The organism is Psychrobacter sp. JB385, from assembly GCF_900163785.1.
Taxonomy (GTDB): domain Bacteria; phylum Pseudomonadota; class Gammaproteobacteria; order Pseudomonadales; family Moraxellaceae; genus Psychrobacter.
Window position 1 is genome coordinate 751,265 of record NZ_FUKN01000013.1, and the last position, 14,310, is coordinate 765,574.

10 protein-coding genes are annotated in these 14,310 nt (G+C 46.0%); 6 read left to right on the forward strand and 4 right to left on the reverse strand.

Annotated features, from left to right (window positions below; translation table 11 throughout):
- Positions 1–16: 16 nt before the first annotated feature.
- Complete coding sequence (locus tag CZ794_RS10395; RefSeq protein WP_087041517.1) at positions 17–1,213, reverse strand: amino acid aminotransferase; 1,197 nt, start codon at positions 1,211–1,213, stop codon at positions 17–19.
- A 164-nt stretch (positions 1,214–1,377) separates the two neighbouring features.
- Entirely contained in the window at positions 1,378–2,307 is a 930-nt protein-coding gene (locus CZ794_RS10400; protein WP_087041676.1) for a LysR family transcriptional regulator, read from the reverse strand.
- Positions 2,308–2,451: 144 nt separating this feature from the next.
- Between CZ794_RS10400 and hppD the strand changes: the two genes are divergently transcribed.
- The 4 genes from hppD to nhaC all read left to right on the forward strand — a co-directional run bounded on the left by hppD (position 2,452) and on the right by nhaC (position 6,825).
- Complete coding sequence (gene hppD, locus CZ794_RS10405) at positions 2,452–3,552, forward strand: 4-hydroxyphenylpyruvate dioxygenase (RefSeq protein ID WP_087041518.1); 1,101 nt, start codon at positions 2,452–2,454, stop codon at positions 3,550–3,552.
- 340 nt (positions 3,553–3,892) lie between these two features.
- Positions 3,893–4,822, forward strand: a complete 930-nt coding sequence (gene phhA / locus CZ794_RS10410; RefSeq protein ID WP_087041519.1) for a phenylalanine 4-monooxygenase — start codon at positions 3,893–3,895, stop codon at positions 4,820–4,822.
- A gap of 149 nt (positions 4,823–4,971) precedes the next feature.
- Entirely contained in the window at positions 4,972–5,313 is a 342-nt protein-coding gene (locus tag CZ794_RS10415) for a 4a-hydroxytetrahydrobiopterin dehydratase (protein WP_087041520.1), read from the forward strand.
- A 105-nt stretch (positions 5,314–5,418) separates the two neighbouring features.
- Entirely contained in the window at positions 5,419–6,825 is a 1,407-nt protein-coding gene (gene nhaC / locus CZ794_RS10420; protein WP_087041521.1) for a Na+/H+ antiporter NhaC, read from the forward strand.
- A 108-nt stretch (positions 6,826–6,933) separates the two neighbouring features.
- On the opposite strand, the gene nirD is transcribed toward nhaC, so the two are convergent.
- Positions 6,934–7,284 (reverse strand): nitrite reductase small subunit NirD, encoded by a 351-nt coding sequence (gene nirD, locus CZ794_RS10425; protein WP_087041522.1) that lies wholly within the window; start codon positions 7,282–7,284, stop codon positions 6,934–6,936.
- An 85-nt stretch (positions 7,285–7,369) separates the two neighbouring features.
- Positions 7,370–9,970, reverse strand: a complete 2,601-nt coding sequence (gene nirB / locus CZ794_RS10430) for a nitrite reductase large subunit NirB (protein ID WP_087041677.1) — start codon at positions 9,968–9,970, stop codon at positions 7,370–7,372.
- A gap of 626 nt (positions 9,971–10,596) precedes the next feature.
- On the opposite strand from nirB, the gene CZ794_RS10435 reads away from it, so the two are divergent.
- Both CZ794_RS10435 and CZ794_RS10440 read left to right on the forward strand, forming a co-directional pair.
- Entirely contained in the window at positions 10,597–12,111 is a 1,515-nt protein-coding gene (locus CZ794_RS10435) for a NarK family nitrate/nitrite MFS transporter (RefSeq protein ID WP_087041523.1), read from the forward strand.
- A 143-nt stretch (positions 12,112–12,254) separates the two neighbouring features.
- Complete coding sequence (locus CZ794_RS10440; protein ID WP_087041678.1) at positions 12,255–14,285, forward strand: bifunctional protein-serine/threonine kinase/phosphatase; 2,031 nt, start codon at positions 12,255–12,257, stop codon at positions 14,283–14,285.
- Positions 14,286–14,310: the final 25 nt, after the last annotated feature.

The window sequence follows — 14,310 nt, forward strand, 5'->3', positions numbered from 1 at the left end:
TCAATAACGGGTTTAATCAGTCTTTTAAAACATCAGCCATGGCATTGGCCACATAGTCGATGTTGCTGGTATTTAAGCCAGCCACGCACATGCGTGAATTAGAAATCATATAAATACCGAACTCGCTCTGTAAGCGCGCGACTTGCTCAGGCGTCAAGCCAGTGAAGCTAAACATACCGTTTTGGCGCGTAATGTAATCAAAATTACGATTCGGAACTTTGCTTTCTAAGACGGATTTGAGTTTGAGACGCATGGCTTTGATACGATCACGCATCGCATAAACTTCGCTAACCCACTGGTCGTGTAGTGCTTCATCATTCATAACGATATCGACGACACGTCCGCCGTGTGATGGCGGGCTTGAGTAGATGCGACGTACAAAAGCGTTGAGCTGACCAAATACGCGCTCGGCTTCGTCCACGGTTGGGCACACAACAGATAAGCCGCCAACACGCTCGCCATAGAGCGATAGGTTTTTAGAGAATGAGTTGCTCACAAACAATGGCAGACCCATATCGACCGCTTTACGAATGGCATAAGCATCGCTGTCCATGTCGTCGCCAAAGCCTTGATAGGCGATATCCATAAATGGAATCAAGCCGCGCTCTTGAACCACGTCTAGCACAGTGTCCCATTGCTCACGAGTCAAATCCATACCCGTTGGGTTGTGGCAGCAAGGATGTAATAACACCACATCGTCTTTATTCAAGGTTTTGAAAAAAGCGATCATCTCATCGAATTTGACGCTATTGTTGGCTTTGTCATAGTACGGATATTTACCAACTTCAACATCTGAGCCTTCAAAAATGGCAATATGGTTGGCCCACGTTGGATCGCTGACATAACACTTGGCATGAGGGAACCATTCATTGATAAACTCTGCGCCGACTTTTAACGCCCCAGAACCACCAATCGTAGCGATGGTCGCAACCAAGCCATCTTGTAAGACTTTTACGTTTTTACCAAACAGCAGCTCTTGACAGCCTTTGCGATGCCCTGGCAAACCTGCCATTGGCAAATACGGACGAGGCGAGATGGGATCTGCAATGCGCTGCTCGGCAGTTTTTACACAATCGAGTACCGGCAATACGCCATCTTCATCATAATAAATACCAATCCCCAAGTTGACCTTGTTTGGATTGCTATCTTCCAAGAATTTTTCCATGAGCCCTAAAATCGGATCACCAGCGTAGTAGTCGACACGTTCAAACATGTTGCTTCCTTATAAAATATAAATCGAACCGCCAAAAATCATAGAGCAAATCGACGGCTAACTCAATATGAGATTCAGATATCTTGAATAATTCCCAGAATAATTACCCAAATGGCTTAGTTTTTTGACAATTTTAACGTTAAACGCGTTTTGTCAGTCAGCATTTAAATATGCTGTAGGTCATCAAAGTGACCAGAAAAGTAAGTTTGTAAAAACATTTTGAATGCGATAGTGGCGGGCGAGAGGGCGCGTGAAGAACGCTGATAGATAAAAAACTGACGCATTTTGATGGGCTGGGTCAGTGGTCTCATCTGCAAACCATTGGCGCTGACCCAGTCAATGACCTCTGGCATGTAAGGCAGGCACAATGTAATACCGAAGCCTTGACGCGTCATCTCAAGCGCGGTGGACATAAAATTCACCTTATAACGGGCTTGCTGGATATGACTTGAGATGCGCTCATCGAGCTCTGCGGTCACTTGTTCGATAAAGGGGCCTTGTAAGGTAATGAGCGGAATATCCAATAAATCCTCCCAAGTAATTTCAGGCTTTTGGGCCAGTGCGTGATCATCAGGCGTGACCACGCAAAACGGTAGCTGGTATAACAAATCCGCACTGATATCATCATCAGCCTGCATAAACTCAAGCTCCGTACCAACGCCCAAGTCTACCTCAATGTCTTGCACATGCCTGAGTAAGTTCTCAGCAGAGCAATCCAATAATGACACATCAATCTCAGGATATTTTTTGGCAAATTGAGCAATCACCGCAGGCATAGAAGACGCTGCAAACTGTGAGACGGCCAGTCGCACCTGTCCTTGCGCAAGGCTGGTTAAGCTACTGGCCTCATTTTCAAACAATTGCATCTCATTCAAGATACGCCGAGCTTGCGGCAGCAAATGCCGTCCTACTGCGGACAAAGACAGCTGGCGTGTGGTGCGGTCAAACAACACAATACCAAGGCTGGATTCTAATTCTTTGATCAAACCACTAACGGCAGATTGGGTCAAATGCATCTGGTCGCTGGCACGTGTAAAACTGCCATGGTCAGCGACTTTGATAAACGCGGTCAATTGGCGAAGGCTGATATTCATAAGTAAACCTGATAAATAAATCATAAAAAACAATTAGTCTTATAAATAAAGCTAATCTAATATAAATACAACGTCAACCAAAAAGATTGATGACCAATCGTTTTATCGCATTTTTACCACCAATTGAAATTAAGGATGATTACAATGGCAGATTTATTTGACAATCCAATGGGGCTACAAGGGTTTGATTTTGTCGAATTCGCCTCGCCTCAACCTGAAGCGGTCGCGACCTTGTTTGAACAACTTGGGTTCAGCCATGTTGCCAATCACAGATCTAAAGACGTGGCTTTATACCGTCAAGGTGACATCAACCTCATCATCAATCGTGAGCCATCAAGCCCAGCCAGCTATTTTGTCGAAGAGCATGGCGCAGGCGCTTGTAGCATGGGTTTTCGCGTTCAGGATTCCAAAAAAGCTTATGAGCGTGCCATCGAGATGGGCGCACAACCAATCAACGTCCCAACTGGGGTGATGGAACTACGACTGCCAGCCATCAAAGGCATCGGCGGCTCACTTATCTATCTGATTGATCGTTTTAAAGATGGCGAGTCCATTTATGATGTCGATTTTGAGTTTTTGCCAAATGTAGACAGAAACCCTATCGGCTATGGCTTTAAAGTTATCGACCACCTGACTCACAATGTCTACCGTGGGCGTATGGCGTATTGGGCAAACTTCTATGAGCGTATTTTTAACTTCCGTGAAATTCGCTATTTTGATATCACGGGTGAATATACAGGTCTGACCAGTAAAGCCATGACCGCACCTGACGGCAAAATTCGTATTCCACTAAATGAAGAATCTAAGCAAGGCGGCGGACAGATCGAAGAGTATTTGATGCATTTCAATGGCGAAGGGATTCAGCACATTGCCTTGGCCAGTGATGACTTACTTGCCAGTATTGATATGCTCAAAGCGGCTGGCATTCCACTCATGACCGCGCCAACGGCTGCCTATTATGAGATGCTCAATGAGCGTTTGCCAAACCATGGCGAAGATGTTGATGCATTACAAACTCGTGGCATCTTATTGGACGGTACAACAGAAGATGGTACGCCACGTCTATTACTACAGATTTTCTCTGAAACCATCTTGGGTAGCCCAGTATTCTTTGAATTTATTCAACGTAAAGGCGATTACGCAGAAGGTTTTGGCGAAGGTAACTTTAAAGCCTTGTTTGAGTCAATTGAGCGCGATCAGTTACGCCGTGGTGCCATTGGTCAGCAAGAAACTGAAACGCCTTAATGCTCGAACGCGACCATCGTGAGTACATTAGTAAAAGGCAAGTACAATAATAAAAGGTAACTAAAACAATAAACGGACAAGGCAAAAGGAGTTTGTCTTGTTCGCATCAGTCCAATCGTCACAAGTACGCTATAGTTGAAATATTTTAAAGTCGCTACCGTATTGCTGGTGTGAGTTTTTTGCAGTTTCTGTCTGCGAAAGCACAGCAAGCAAGAAAAATTTGTACCAGCAGCACGTATTTTAGCGATATTACTTTTCACCGACTGTGGTCTGTAGGACAGTGACGCTAAGGTCGTTGATGCAAACGCAATATACCCATTGCAATAAAAGGAATATCGGCATGGAACGCCTCCAACAGACAACTTCTGATACCAAGAATGCCAATGTCAACGCCAGTGCTAAGGACGCAACCTTAACACCTCTTAGTAATGACGGTTTTGGTCAAGAGGATGCCACGAATAAAAAACAGCCTTATGTCTCACATCAGCCAGATAGCCATGGTCACATTCAATATGGCGACCATGAAAACGCGATGTGGCAAGCGCTGCTCGAACGTCAAGCCAATGAGATACCTAACCGCGCCTGCTCAGCCTATATAGAGGGTTTGAGCAAACTCAACCTACCTGCCACGCACATTCCGCAGCTCAGCGATATTGATGAAGTCTTGCAAGCCACCACAGGCTGGCAGACGGCGGCTGTGCCTGCGTTAATCAGCTTTGGCAAATTTTTTAAACTGCTCGCCAATAAGTCTTTTCCTGTAGCGACGTTTATCCGTCGATTCGAAGACATGGATTATATCGAAGAGCCTGATATTTTTCATGAAATCGTCGGGCATTGCCCACTGCTGACACACCCTGCGTTTGCAACCTTTAACGAAACTTATGGCAAGTTGGGTCTTGAAGCCACCAAAGAAGAAAGATGGTTTTTGGCACGGCTTTATTGGTTCACCATTGAGTTTGGTTTGGTTGGGCGTCGCCCTGAAGAGCGCAGAATCTATGGCGGGGGTATTCTAAGCTCACCTTCTGAGACGATTTATGCGCTTAGTAATGAGTTACAAAATCCGTCACAGCCAATCCCAGAGTGCCGAGCTTTTGACCTGCTGGACGTGTTACGCACGCCATATCGTATCGATCAGATTCAGCCGATTTACTATGTCATTGATGATTTGGATACGCTGTTTGACATCGTTGACAGTGACATCATGGGCATGGTCAAAAAAGCCATGTCATTGGGATTGTTTGAGCCAAGTTATTCCATAAAAACCAGTTGATGGTGGTAAGACCATCGTCAATTTACAATATAAGTGATACAACCATCATTGAGAGTACTTTAGGATTAAATATTTCAATCGTCGTAGCACCACATCGACATGGATGTACACCAATTAAAAAACACACGTTAAAATAAAAGGACATTATAATGACTGCATTATCACAAGCCAGCTGTGAAGCCTGCCGTATCGGCGCACCGACAGTGGATACGGCTGAAGCAAATGAGCTACTACAACAAATCCCTGATTGGTCACTGATCGAAGTGGATGGCATCAAACAATTACAGCGCCAGTATAAATTCAAAAATTTTGTCAAAGCAATGGCATTCGCCAATCAACTTGCAGACATCGCTGAAGCAGAAGGGCATCATCCAGGCATCTTGGTAGAGTGGGGCAAAGCGACCGTGACATGGTGGTCGCATAGCATCAAAGGCTTGCATCACAACGATTTTGTTATGGCGGCTAAGACCGATCGTTTATTGGATTCGTAATCCGATTGGCAATCGCCAAGCAAACTCATTAAACTTGCCCCCACTTAAATTCAATATTTAAATTCAACCTAACGCCAGACTGTACTGGCGCTTTAAGGATGTGTGATGCCGCCAAAAATATTAACCCAAATTTCACCGCAACTGGCATTTATGATTTCTGCCATTGTCATTGCCATCATGGGCGTGACCATGATTGGTTTTGGCTGGGTACCACATTTATCATTGATACTCGCTATCTGTTTTTTATTGGCTATCGGTTTGTATAAAGGCTTGAGCTTTGATGACATGCAAATGCAAATGGCATCAGGGGTCATGCGGGGTATTGGTGCGATATATTTGTTCTTCTTTATCGGTTTAATGGTTGCCGCTTTGATGATGTCAGGTGCCATTCCAACCTTGATGTATTTTGGTTTTCAGCTGATATCACCTGAGTACTACTATATTTCTGCCTTTGTCTTAACCTCAATTATCGGTATTGCCTTGGGCAGTAGTTTGACGACGGCGGCGACGTTGGGCGTGGCGTTTATTGGTATGAGTAATGCCTTTGATGCCAATGTTGCGATTGCGGCGGGCGCAGTGGTATCGGGTGCGTTCTTTGGTGATAAGATGTCGCCGTTATCAGACACTTGTACCATCGCGTCATCGGTTGTGGGTATTGATTTGTTTGAACACATTCGTAATATGATGTACACCACAGTACCTGCATGGATATTGACAGTTCTGCTTTTTTGGTTTTTTTCAGGACAGACGGCAGGCTCTGATCTTAGCGAAGTGACCATATTGCAAGGCCAATTGATAGAGAGTGGTTTGGTACATTGGTATGCAGTGCTGCCTTTCGTGGTGCTGGTTGGGCTGGCTATTTTTCGCGTCAATGCGATCTATACCATCATTTGCACCATTGCTGTGGCTTTGATCATTACTTATTTGCATAGCTCGCCAAGCTTTGGTCAGTTGGGTGGGTATTTGTTTGCAGGTTATGCGCCTGCTGAGTCATTAGAGCTGGGTGAGGTAGGCGGTATGCTGTCACGCGGCGGTGTGCAAAGCATGTTCTTTACGCAAGCGATTGTGATATTGGCATTGAGCCTTGGTGGACTGCTGACGGCACTCGGTATTTTGCCTGCCTTGTTGTCTGGTATCAAAGACACTTTGACGACATCAGGACGTGCCATATTTGCCGCTGCCATGTCAGCACTCAGCATCAACGTGCTGATCGGTGAGCAATATCTGAGTATATTATTGTCTGGTACGGCCTTTCGCCCCACGTTTGAGCGCTTAAATTTGCATCCCAAAAACTTGTCTCGTACGATTGAGGACGCAGGCACGGTTATCAACCCATTAGTGCCTTGGAGCGTGTGCGGTGTCTTTATCAGCCAAGCGCTCGGCGTACCTGTTTTGGATTACTTGCCTTACGCGTTTTTCTGCTATCTGTCTCTAGGGCTGACGATATTATTTGGCTTTACGGGTATCACGATTAGCCATGTAAAACGCCATGAGCCGATTAAAGCAGTCTAAAAAGTTTTAAACCGCTAACGTCTTGATGATAAAAGTGATAAAAAGTGAGGGCGCACCTCTACTAGAGGTGCGCCCTCACTTTTTAAATGCCTTTTTTAAGCGCTTTTTTTAAACACCTTGTAGCATGACCGTGTCGTTGTTTAGCGATACTTGATAGGCTGCCAGTGCTACGTCTACATCATCTAAACACTGTCCTGTAGCAAGATTAAAACGCTGCTTATAAATCGGCGAGGCGACATACAGTACTTCTTCATCTATACCAGCCTCATTGACAATCGTCGTGCCACCAATCAGACCGCGAGACAGTACATTGGCTTGGCTGAATGGGTCATAATTATCAATGGCAAAAAGGTCGTTTTTTTTGGTACGAAAGATGGCAATTTGCTTGCCGTCTATCAGTGCACACACGCCAGTTTCAGGGAGAATGTCATTAAGTGGGCAAACGGTGTGCTGTTTCATAGCGTGTTATCCTTAAAGGTTATAGCGATAAGCGACGATGGTGTGCTTTGCTAAAACACAAAGCACATGCAAAGTTATAAAGTTATTAGGCCAACTCAACCACTCTAATGGCAGATTTCTCAGAATCAGTGGCAGGGCGAATTTGCTCGCGTTCGGTCACAAACACCACATTGTCATCGCCTTGCTCACTATTCACAAAATGACGGAAGCGTTTGAGCTTTTCGGTGTCATTGATCGTCTCCGCCCACTCGCAGACATAATTTTCGATTAACAGCGCCATTTGTGTCTCAAGCTCCTCAGCGATTCCCAAACTGTCTTCAATGATGACCGCTTGTAAGTACTCAAGCCCGCCGTCTAGACTTTCGCGCCATTTTGACGTGCGCTGCAATTTATCGGCTGTTTTGATATAAAACATGATGATACGGTCGATATATCTGACCAAGGTTTCGGTATCAATGCCAGTGGCAAACAGCTCTGCATGGCGCGGTGTGATACCGCCATTACCACCGATAAATAAGTTCCAGCCGTTTTCGGTTGCAATCATGCCAAAGTCTTTGCTTTGTGCTTCGGCACATTCTCTCATGCAGCCTGAGACGCCCATTTTTATTTTGTGCGGTGAGCGCACGCCTTTGTAGCGATCCTCCAACCTCAAAGCCAGACCCATACTGTCGTCGACCCCATATCGGCACCAGTCATTACCCACACAAGACTTGACGGTGCGTAGCGATTTGCCATACGCATGACCTGTCTCAAATCCTGCCTCTACCAATTGTGTCCAGATATCGGGCAGCTGCTCCATACGCGCACCAAATAAGTCCACACGCTGGCCGCCCGTGATTTTGGTGTAGAGATTAAATTCTTTTGCGACTTGCCCGAGCACGATGAGTTTGTCGGCTGTAATCTCGCCACCCGGTACGCGTGGCACGACTGAGTAAGTGCCGTCTTTTTGGATGTTGCCCAAGTAGTAATCGTTGCTATCCTGTAGCGGTGTCAGCTCAGGTTTTAGCACGTAATCATTCCAACACGATGCCAAGATAGAGGCGACAGTCGGTTTGCAAATCTCACAACCATGACCGCGACCATGTTCGGTTAGCAGCTCATCGAATGTCTTGATGCCGTGTACGCGAATCAAGCTGTACAATTCCTGACGAGAATAGGTAAAGTGCTCGCATAAGTCGTTTTTGACTTCAAACCCAAGCGTTTTTAGCTGATAACTCATGGTGTCTTTTACCATCGGTGCACAGCCGCCACAACCTGTCCCTGCTTTGGTCACTGCTTTGACGTCAGAGATTGAGTACGCACCGTTTTCAACCGCTGAGCAAATTGAGCCCTTTGTCACGTTATAACAAGAGCAAATCATGGCCGTGTCGGGCAAATTGTCAATGCCCATCATGGGTTTTTCGACGTTGGGCAGAATCAAGCTTTCAGGATGGGCTGGCAGGTCAATGTCATTGAGATACAATTGCAGTAAGTTATTATAATCTTCGGTATCACCAACCAACACCGCACCAAGCAAGCGTTTGTTATCAGCAGTAGTGACCAGTTTTTTATAGATGCCTTCAGCAGGGTTTTGATACAGGTAGCTCAGGCCGCCTTCCGTCCTGCCATGAGCATCACCAATACTACCGACATCGACGCCCATTAGTTTTAACTTGGTACTCATATCAGCGCCTGTAAAGGTTTGCTCACTATTACCTGCAATTTGTGCGGCACAAATACTGGCCATGCTATAACCGGGTGCCACGAGGCCAAATACTTGATTGTCCCACACGGCGCATTCGCCAATAGCGTAGACGTGATCGGCATTGGTGCGACAATGCTCATCGATCCAAATGCCGCCACGCGCACCCATGACAATGCCGCACTCTGGATTGTTTTTGATAATGGCATCTTGTGGTCTAATCCCTGCGCTAAACACAATCATATCGGTGTCCAGCGTGGTGCCATCGGTGAACTGCATGGTGAGGTAACGAGCATCATTGTCTGTGTTATCAGCGTCAGAGACGCAATCTGTATGAGAAATAATTTCTTGGGTGTTCTTACCTGTCAAGACCGTGACGCCCAGCGCCTCGATTTTGCGCTTTAAAATCTCACCGCCCGCAGCATCAAGCTGCACGCCCATCAATTGCGGCGCAAACTCGACCACATAAGTCTCCAGACCCAGCGTAACCAAGGCTTTTGCTGCTTCTAGTCCAAGTAGGCCGCCACCGACGACCACGCCTTTTTTGACGCTTGGCAATTGGGCAATCGCCAAAATCTCATCCAAATCTGCAATCGTACGATACACATGACAGTGTGGATGCTCACGACCTTTGATGGGAGGCACAAAAGGATAAGAACCCGTTGCCAGTACCAGCTCACTGTACTCAATCTGCTCGCCACTTGCGGTGGTGATAGATTGGTTGGCGGAATCAATATTCACAATCTGTTGGTTTAGATGCAGCTGTATCTGCGATGACTCATAAGCGGCTAAGTCCACGAGATTCAGTTTATGGGCGTCTTTGTGCTCAAAATAACTGGATAAATACACACGGTCATAAGCAGGGCGGTCTTCTTCTGCAAAGACATGAATCTCAAATTGTTCATGCAAGCCTTGCTCAATGGCTCTTTCAACAAAATGATGACCGACCATGCCGTTGCCAATGACAATCAAATTACCTTTTTTTTCTAAGACCGCATTTTTCATGACTGAGTTTTTTTCAATTGTGTCGTTTGTGCCCATTGTAGTGCTGCTCATGCGTCTGTCCTCTATATCGCTGATAAATGACATTTAGATGCCTACTGATACAGAGCATTCAATAACTGTGCCAAGCACTCTTAGGTTGACGTAATTTTGAGGCATGCTCTTAGGAGTGGTGGTCAGACATATAGGGCGAACCCTAGGCGTCTTAATGGTTTTCAAAGACTCAGCCTAAACAAAAGGGACGTAGGTATCACTGTCTAGACCCATAATGGGGAGATGAATTCTCTGTCTTGTCTCAATATCTAGATGGCAGGCCATTGCACCAAAATAGATAAAATTATGCACCAATTTGGGTTCAATAGCGGTTTGTCAAATGGATGACAGTATTTGCGTATATAGGTATCTACTTATTATTATCCAAACATTCATCCAATATTATTACTATCCCTCAAGCCTTGATAAAAAAGCGCTGTAGCACTGATTGAGTATCCAGATTCATTTTATGGAAGCAGCTTTACCATGTAACTGGCATAGCCATTGCACCGCATCAACTGTCTCATGAATTATTTCATGAGCAATTGACGCTTTGTGATAACCGAGAACTTCACCATTTAAGGAAGCTGCCGCCTATGTCATCGCCATCATCGAACCCCGTTGCTACTACTAAAGATAAGCTGAATGTGCTGTCTTTCGCAGGTAAAAATAAAATCCTTCATTTAGGTTGGATGGCGTTTTTTCTGACTTTTTTTGTATGGTTTAACCATGCACCATTTTTGTCCGCGATTGGTGAGACATTGAACCTCACAACCGACCAAGTCAAAACGCTATTGATACTAAACGTGGCATTGACCATCCCAGCGCGTGTCATCATTGGGATGTTGACGGATCGTTTTGGGCCGCGTCTTGTCTATACAGCGATTTTGGCTATCGGTGCCATACCCTGTTTTACCTTTGCGTTCGCGCAAGATTACAACACCTTGGCACTGTCTCGTTTTTTACTGGGCTTTGTTGGTGCAGGTTTTGTGGTGGGTATTCGTTTGATGAGTGACTGGTTCCCGCCCAATGAGCTTGGCACGGCTGAAGGCATTTATGGCGGTTGGGGTAACTTTGGCTCAGCCGCTGCGGCGCTACTATTGCCAACGGTAGCAATCGTGGCGGCGGCGATTGTGGGCGGCGATGAAGGCTGGCGTTATGCCACGGCCATGTCAGGTGTGGTGATGGCGCTTTATAGTGTGGTTTTTTATAAAATGGCACGTAACACGCCTAAAGGGGCGACCTACTTTAAGCCCAAAAAATCAGGCGCGATGATGGTGACCTCAGCCGGTGATTTTTGGCTCATGATGGCATTCAAATTGCCGATGTATTTGGCCTTGGCGTTACTAGCGTGGAAGCTATCGCCTGCTGGTGTCAGTTTGCTTAGCCAGTCTAGCGTCACGCTTATCTATATTGGCCTTGCGGTACTGTATGTCTATGAGTTCATCAGCAGTTACCGCTTTAATAAAGAGGTCTTTACCACGCCGGTACCTGACGCGCATCGTTATGATTTTAAGCAGGTTGGTATTCTTAATATTCTGTATTTTGCAACTTTTGGTTCAGAGTTGGCGGTTGTCTCTATGTTGCCCTTATTTTATCAAGAAACCTTCAATTTATCGGTTGTGATGGCAGGTGTATTGGCATCGAGTTATGCTTTTATGAATCTGATGTCACGTCCAGGTGGTGGTTGGCTCAGTGATAAATTCGGTCGAAAAATCACCCTATTGATTCTGACAGCAGGGTTGGCGGTCGGTTATCTATTGATGGGTATTCTGGATTCAACGTGGCCGCTGGCTCTCGCTTTGTTAATTACTATGTTTTGCTCTTTCTTTGTGCAGGCGGGCGAAGGCGCTGTGTTTGCGGTGATTCCATTAATTAAGCGTAGTATGACAGGGCAGTTCGCTGGTATGACTGGTGCTTATGGCAACGTCGGCTCAGTGGTTTATCTCACCATTCTCAGTCTGGTGTCTTATCAAGTGTTTTTCTTTGTGATTGCTGCAACGGCAGTGGTTGGGTTTTTTGCGCTATTTTTACTCAAAGAGCCTGAAGGCGTCATCATTGAAGAGATGCCCGATGGGACGTTTGCCGAGATTCAAGTCAGTCACAGCTAAGACGGTTAAAGCTAAAACAAGAAAAACAAATAGGAATGACATTGAATACGATGCTAAAAGCCCAACCAAGCGCCAATCAAGAAAAACCTCAATATGGTGCTGATAAAAGCCCGAAGCAGGCCACTACGGATGCAAGGGCTGCTATGAGCGCTGTTATTGAATCCAGTCATCCTAGAGACGATGTTGCCTTGTGGTGGCTGGATTTTTTTACCACAAACGGTCGTAAAACCGAAAACCAAGACAGTCTACTGATCACCACTTGTTTGATGCCTCACTTGTCACAACAGGCATTGAACAAGCAAAACGCATACACGCAACCGACGATGTTGCCATCTTCACAGTCGAAAGCACCACTCTTGGTGCTTATGGCAGATGGCGTGAGTGCTTGCCAGTTCCCAAAGCAGGCAAGCCAGCTGGTCGTCAATACAGTGGCAGAAAAAATAACGTTGGCGTTATCAAAGCTTGCGTCTGTATCGCCTGAGAGACAGCACCCAACGCAAGCCGTGTCAGTAGATTTTGATGATGATCAAGTGGCTGGCATCATCAAAATGGCGGTGAACAAAGCCAATGACATGCTGTATTTTCCGCAAACCTACCAGCGAGTGCCGCCGTTATTATCGACGTTATCAGGATTGTTATGTGTTGGCGATCGTATTCATTTGTTTCATACCGGAGACTCACGTATTTATCGGGTTGGGCCTGACAGTCTGACGGTCTTGAGTGAAGATCACCGTATTCATCGCGGTCAAGACAAAGGCGCGCTGTCGGCTGCTATTGGCGCAGATGGGCAGCTGGATTTGCAGCAATCGGTATTTACACTGCATCAAAACGAGTGCTTGGCCATCATGACCGATGGTGTTTATGAGCATATTGATGACGTCGAGTTGGCGTTTGAGCTGTGTACGGCGGCGACACAGATGGGTCAGAGATTATCTGAGATACCTAGTCCACCAGCAGATTTTTGTGTCAGTCAGACTGTTTGCGAGCAGGCTTTTGCAGAGGGCAGTCATGACAATTTGAGCATGATTATGCTGAGTATGAATGCGATGCCAACACTGTCTAATCATATAGAGAACCATATAGAAAAATTGGATACCCATGCAAAACCCGAGGCCGTGATTCATGACAATCATCGCTATCAGCTGACGCCAGTGTTAGAAGTCGGAGACAGCATCGATGGTTTTACCGTGGTGAGTATCATCGCGCGTACGGCTCGTAGTCAGGTGTATTGGGTAAAAGATGAGAGCGATCACGACTTTGTATTAAAGTCGCCCAGTCTCGATACGATAGAAGACGGACATTATCTGCGTGATTTTTTACAAGAGCGCAAAATCGGTCTGAGTCTGTCAAAACACCGCCGAGCTGGCGAGTCTGCTCACAATCAATCTGACCCAAATCGCTTGCAAGTAACGGAGTCAACCAAAGCTAGTGCTCACGGAATCGGATCTGGGTTAAATGTTTCAGGGCTGCTGCGCTATTATCCTGTCCCTGCCAGTACGATCTACTTGTATCACTTAACTGAGTATATAGAAGGTGAGAGCTTACGAGATTTTATTGATCGTCATGCCCCATGCGATGTTTGGCAGACCTACGACTTGCTTATCAAAATCGCTATGGCGGCCCGAGTGATGCACCGCAATTATCTACTGCATCAAGATATCAAGCCTGAAAACGTACTGCTGACCAAATCAGGTGCCATAAAATTAATCGACTTTGGTTCTGCAAGCTCGTCAATTTTAAAGGACAGTACGCGACCACCGAATGGCGATCTGCACTATGCTGCACCAGAGTATTACACCGATGCACCAAAAGGGGTTCATTCTGATCTGTTTTCAATTGCAGTGATTGGTTATGAGCTATTGACAGGAAAATTGCCATTTGGCTCACAAGAATTAATGAACCCGCAGCAGGCTTTAGTCATGCCAGCGAAACCGCTTCGAGAGCAAAATGTGCCAGCCACAAGTCAACAAGCGCTGATACGAGCGCTGCATCCCAACCCCAAGGTTCGTTATCAAGCAATTGGCGAGTTTTTGCAAGACTTCAACCCTGACAATAGTACGCGCAGCCGTGACCCTGAGCCACTCATCAAAAGCAACCCCTTGCTGGTGTGGCATGGCATTTGCTTCGTACAGACTGTCCTTATCGTTTTATTGTTGTGGGCGTATCTGTCGTAGTGTGCTTACTTTCAATGACATATCA

Bases quoted from the DNA above. Each gene is read 5' to 3' on its own strand.
- CZ794_RS10400 (WP_087041676.1), bottom strand. From the start codon at position 2,307: ATGAATATCAGCCTTCGCCAATTGACCGCGTTTATCAAAGTCGCTGAC.
- CZ794_RS10395 (WP_087041517.1), bottom strand. From the start codon at position 1,213: ATGTTTGAACGTGTCGACTACTACGCTGGTGATCCGATTTTAGGGCTC.
- nirD (WP_087041522.1), bottom strand. From the start codon at position 7,284: ATGAAACAGCACACCGTTTGCCCACTTAATGACATTCTCCCTGAAACT.
- nirB (WP_087041677.1), bottom strand. From the start codon at position 9,970: ATGAAAAATGCGGTCTTAGAAAAAAAAGGTAATTTGATTGTCATTGGC.
- hppD (WP_087041518.1), top strand. From the start codon at position 2,452: ATGGCAGATTTATTTGACAATCCAATGGGGCTACAAGGGTTTGATTTT.
- CZ794_RS10435 (WP_087041523.1), top strand. From the start codon at position 10,597: ATGTCATCGCCATCATCGAACCCCGTTGCTACTACTAAAGATAAGCTG.
- phhA (WP_087041519.1), top strand. From the start codon at position 3,893: ATGGAACGCCTCCAACAGACAACTTCTGATACCAAGAATGCCAATGTC.
- CZ794_RS10415 (WP_087041520.1), top strand. From the start codon at position 4,972: ATGACTGCATTATCACAAGCCAGCTGTGAAGCCTGCCGTATCGGCGCA.
- CZ794_RS10440 (WP_087041678.1), top strand. From the start codon at position 12,255: ATGAGCGCTGTTATTGAATCCAGTCATCCTAGAGACGATGTTGCCTTG.
- nhaC (WP_087041521.1), top strand. From the start codon at position 5,419: ATGCCGCCAAAAATATTAACCCAAATTTCACCGCAACTGGCATTTATG.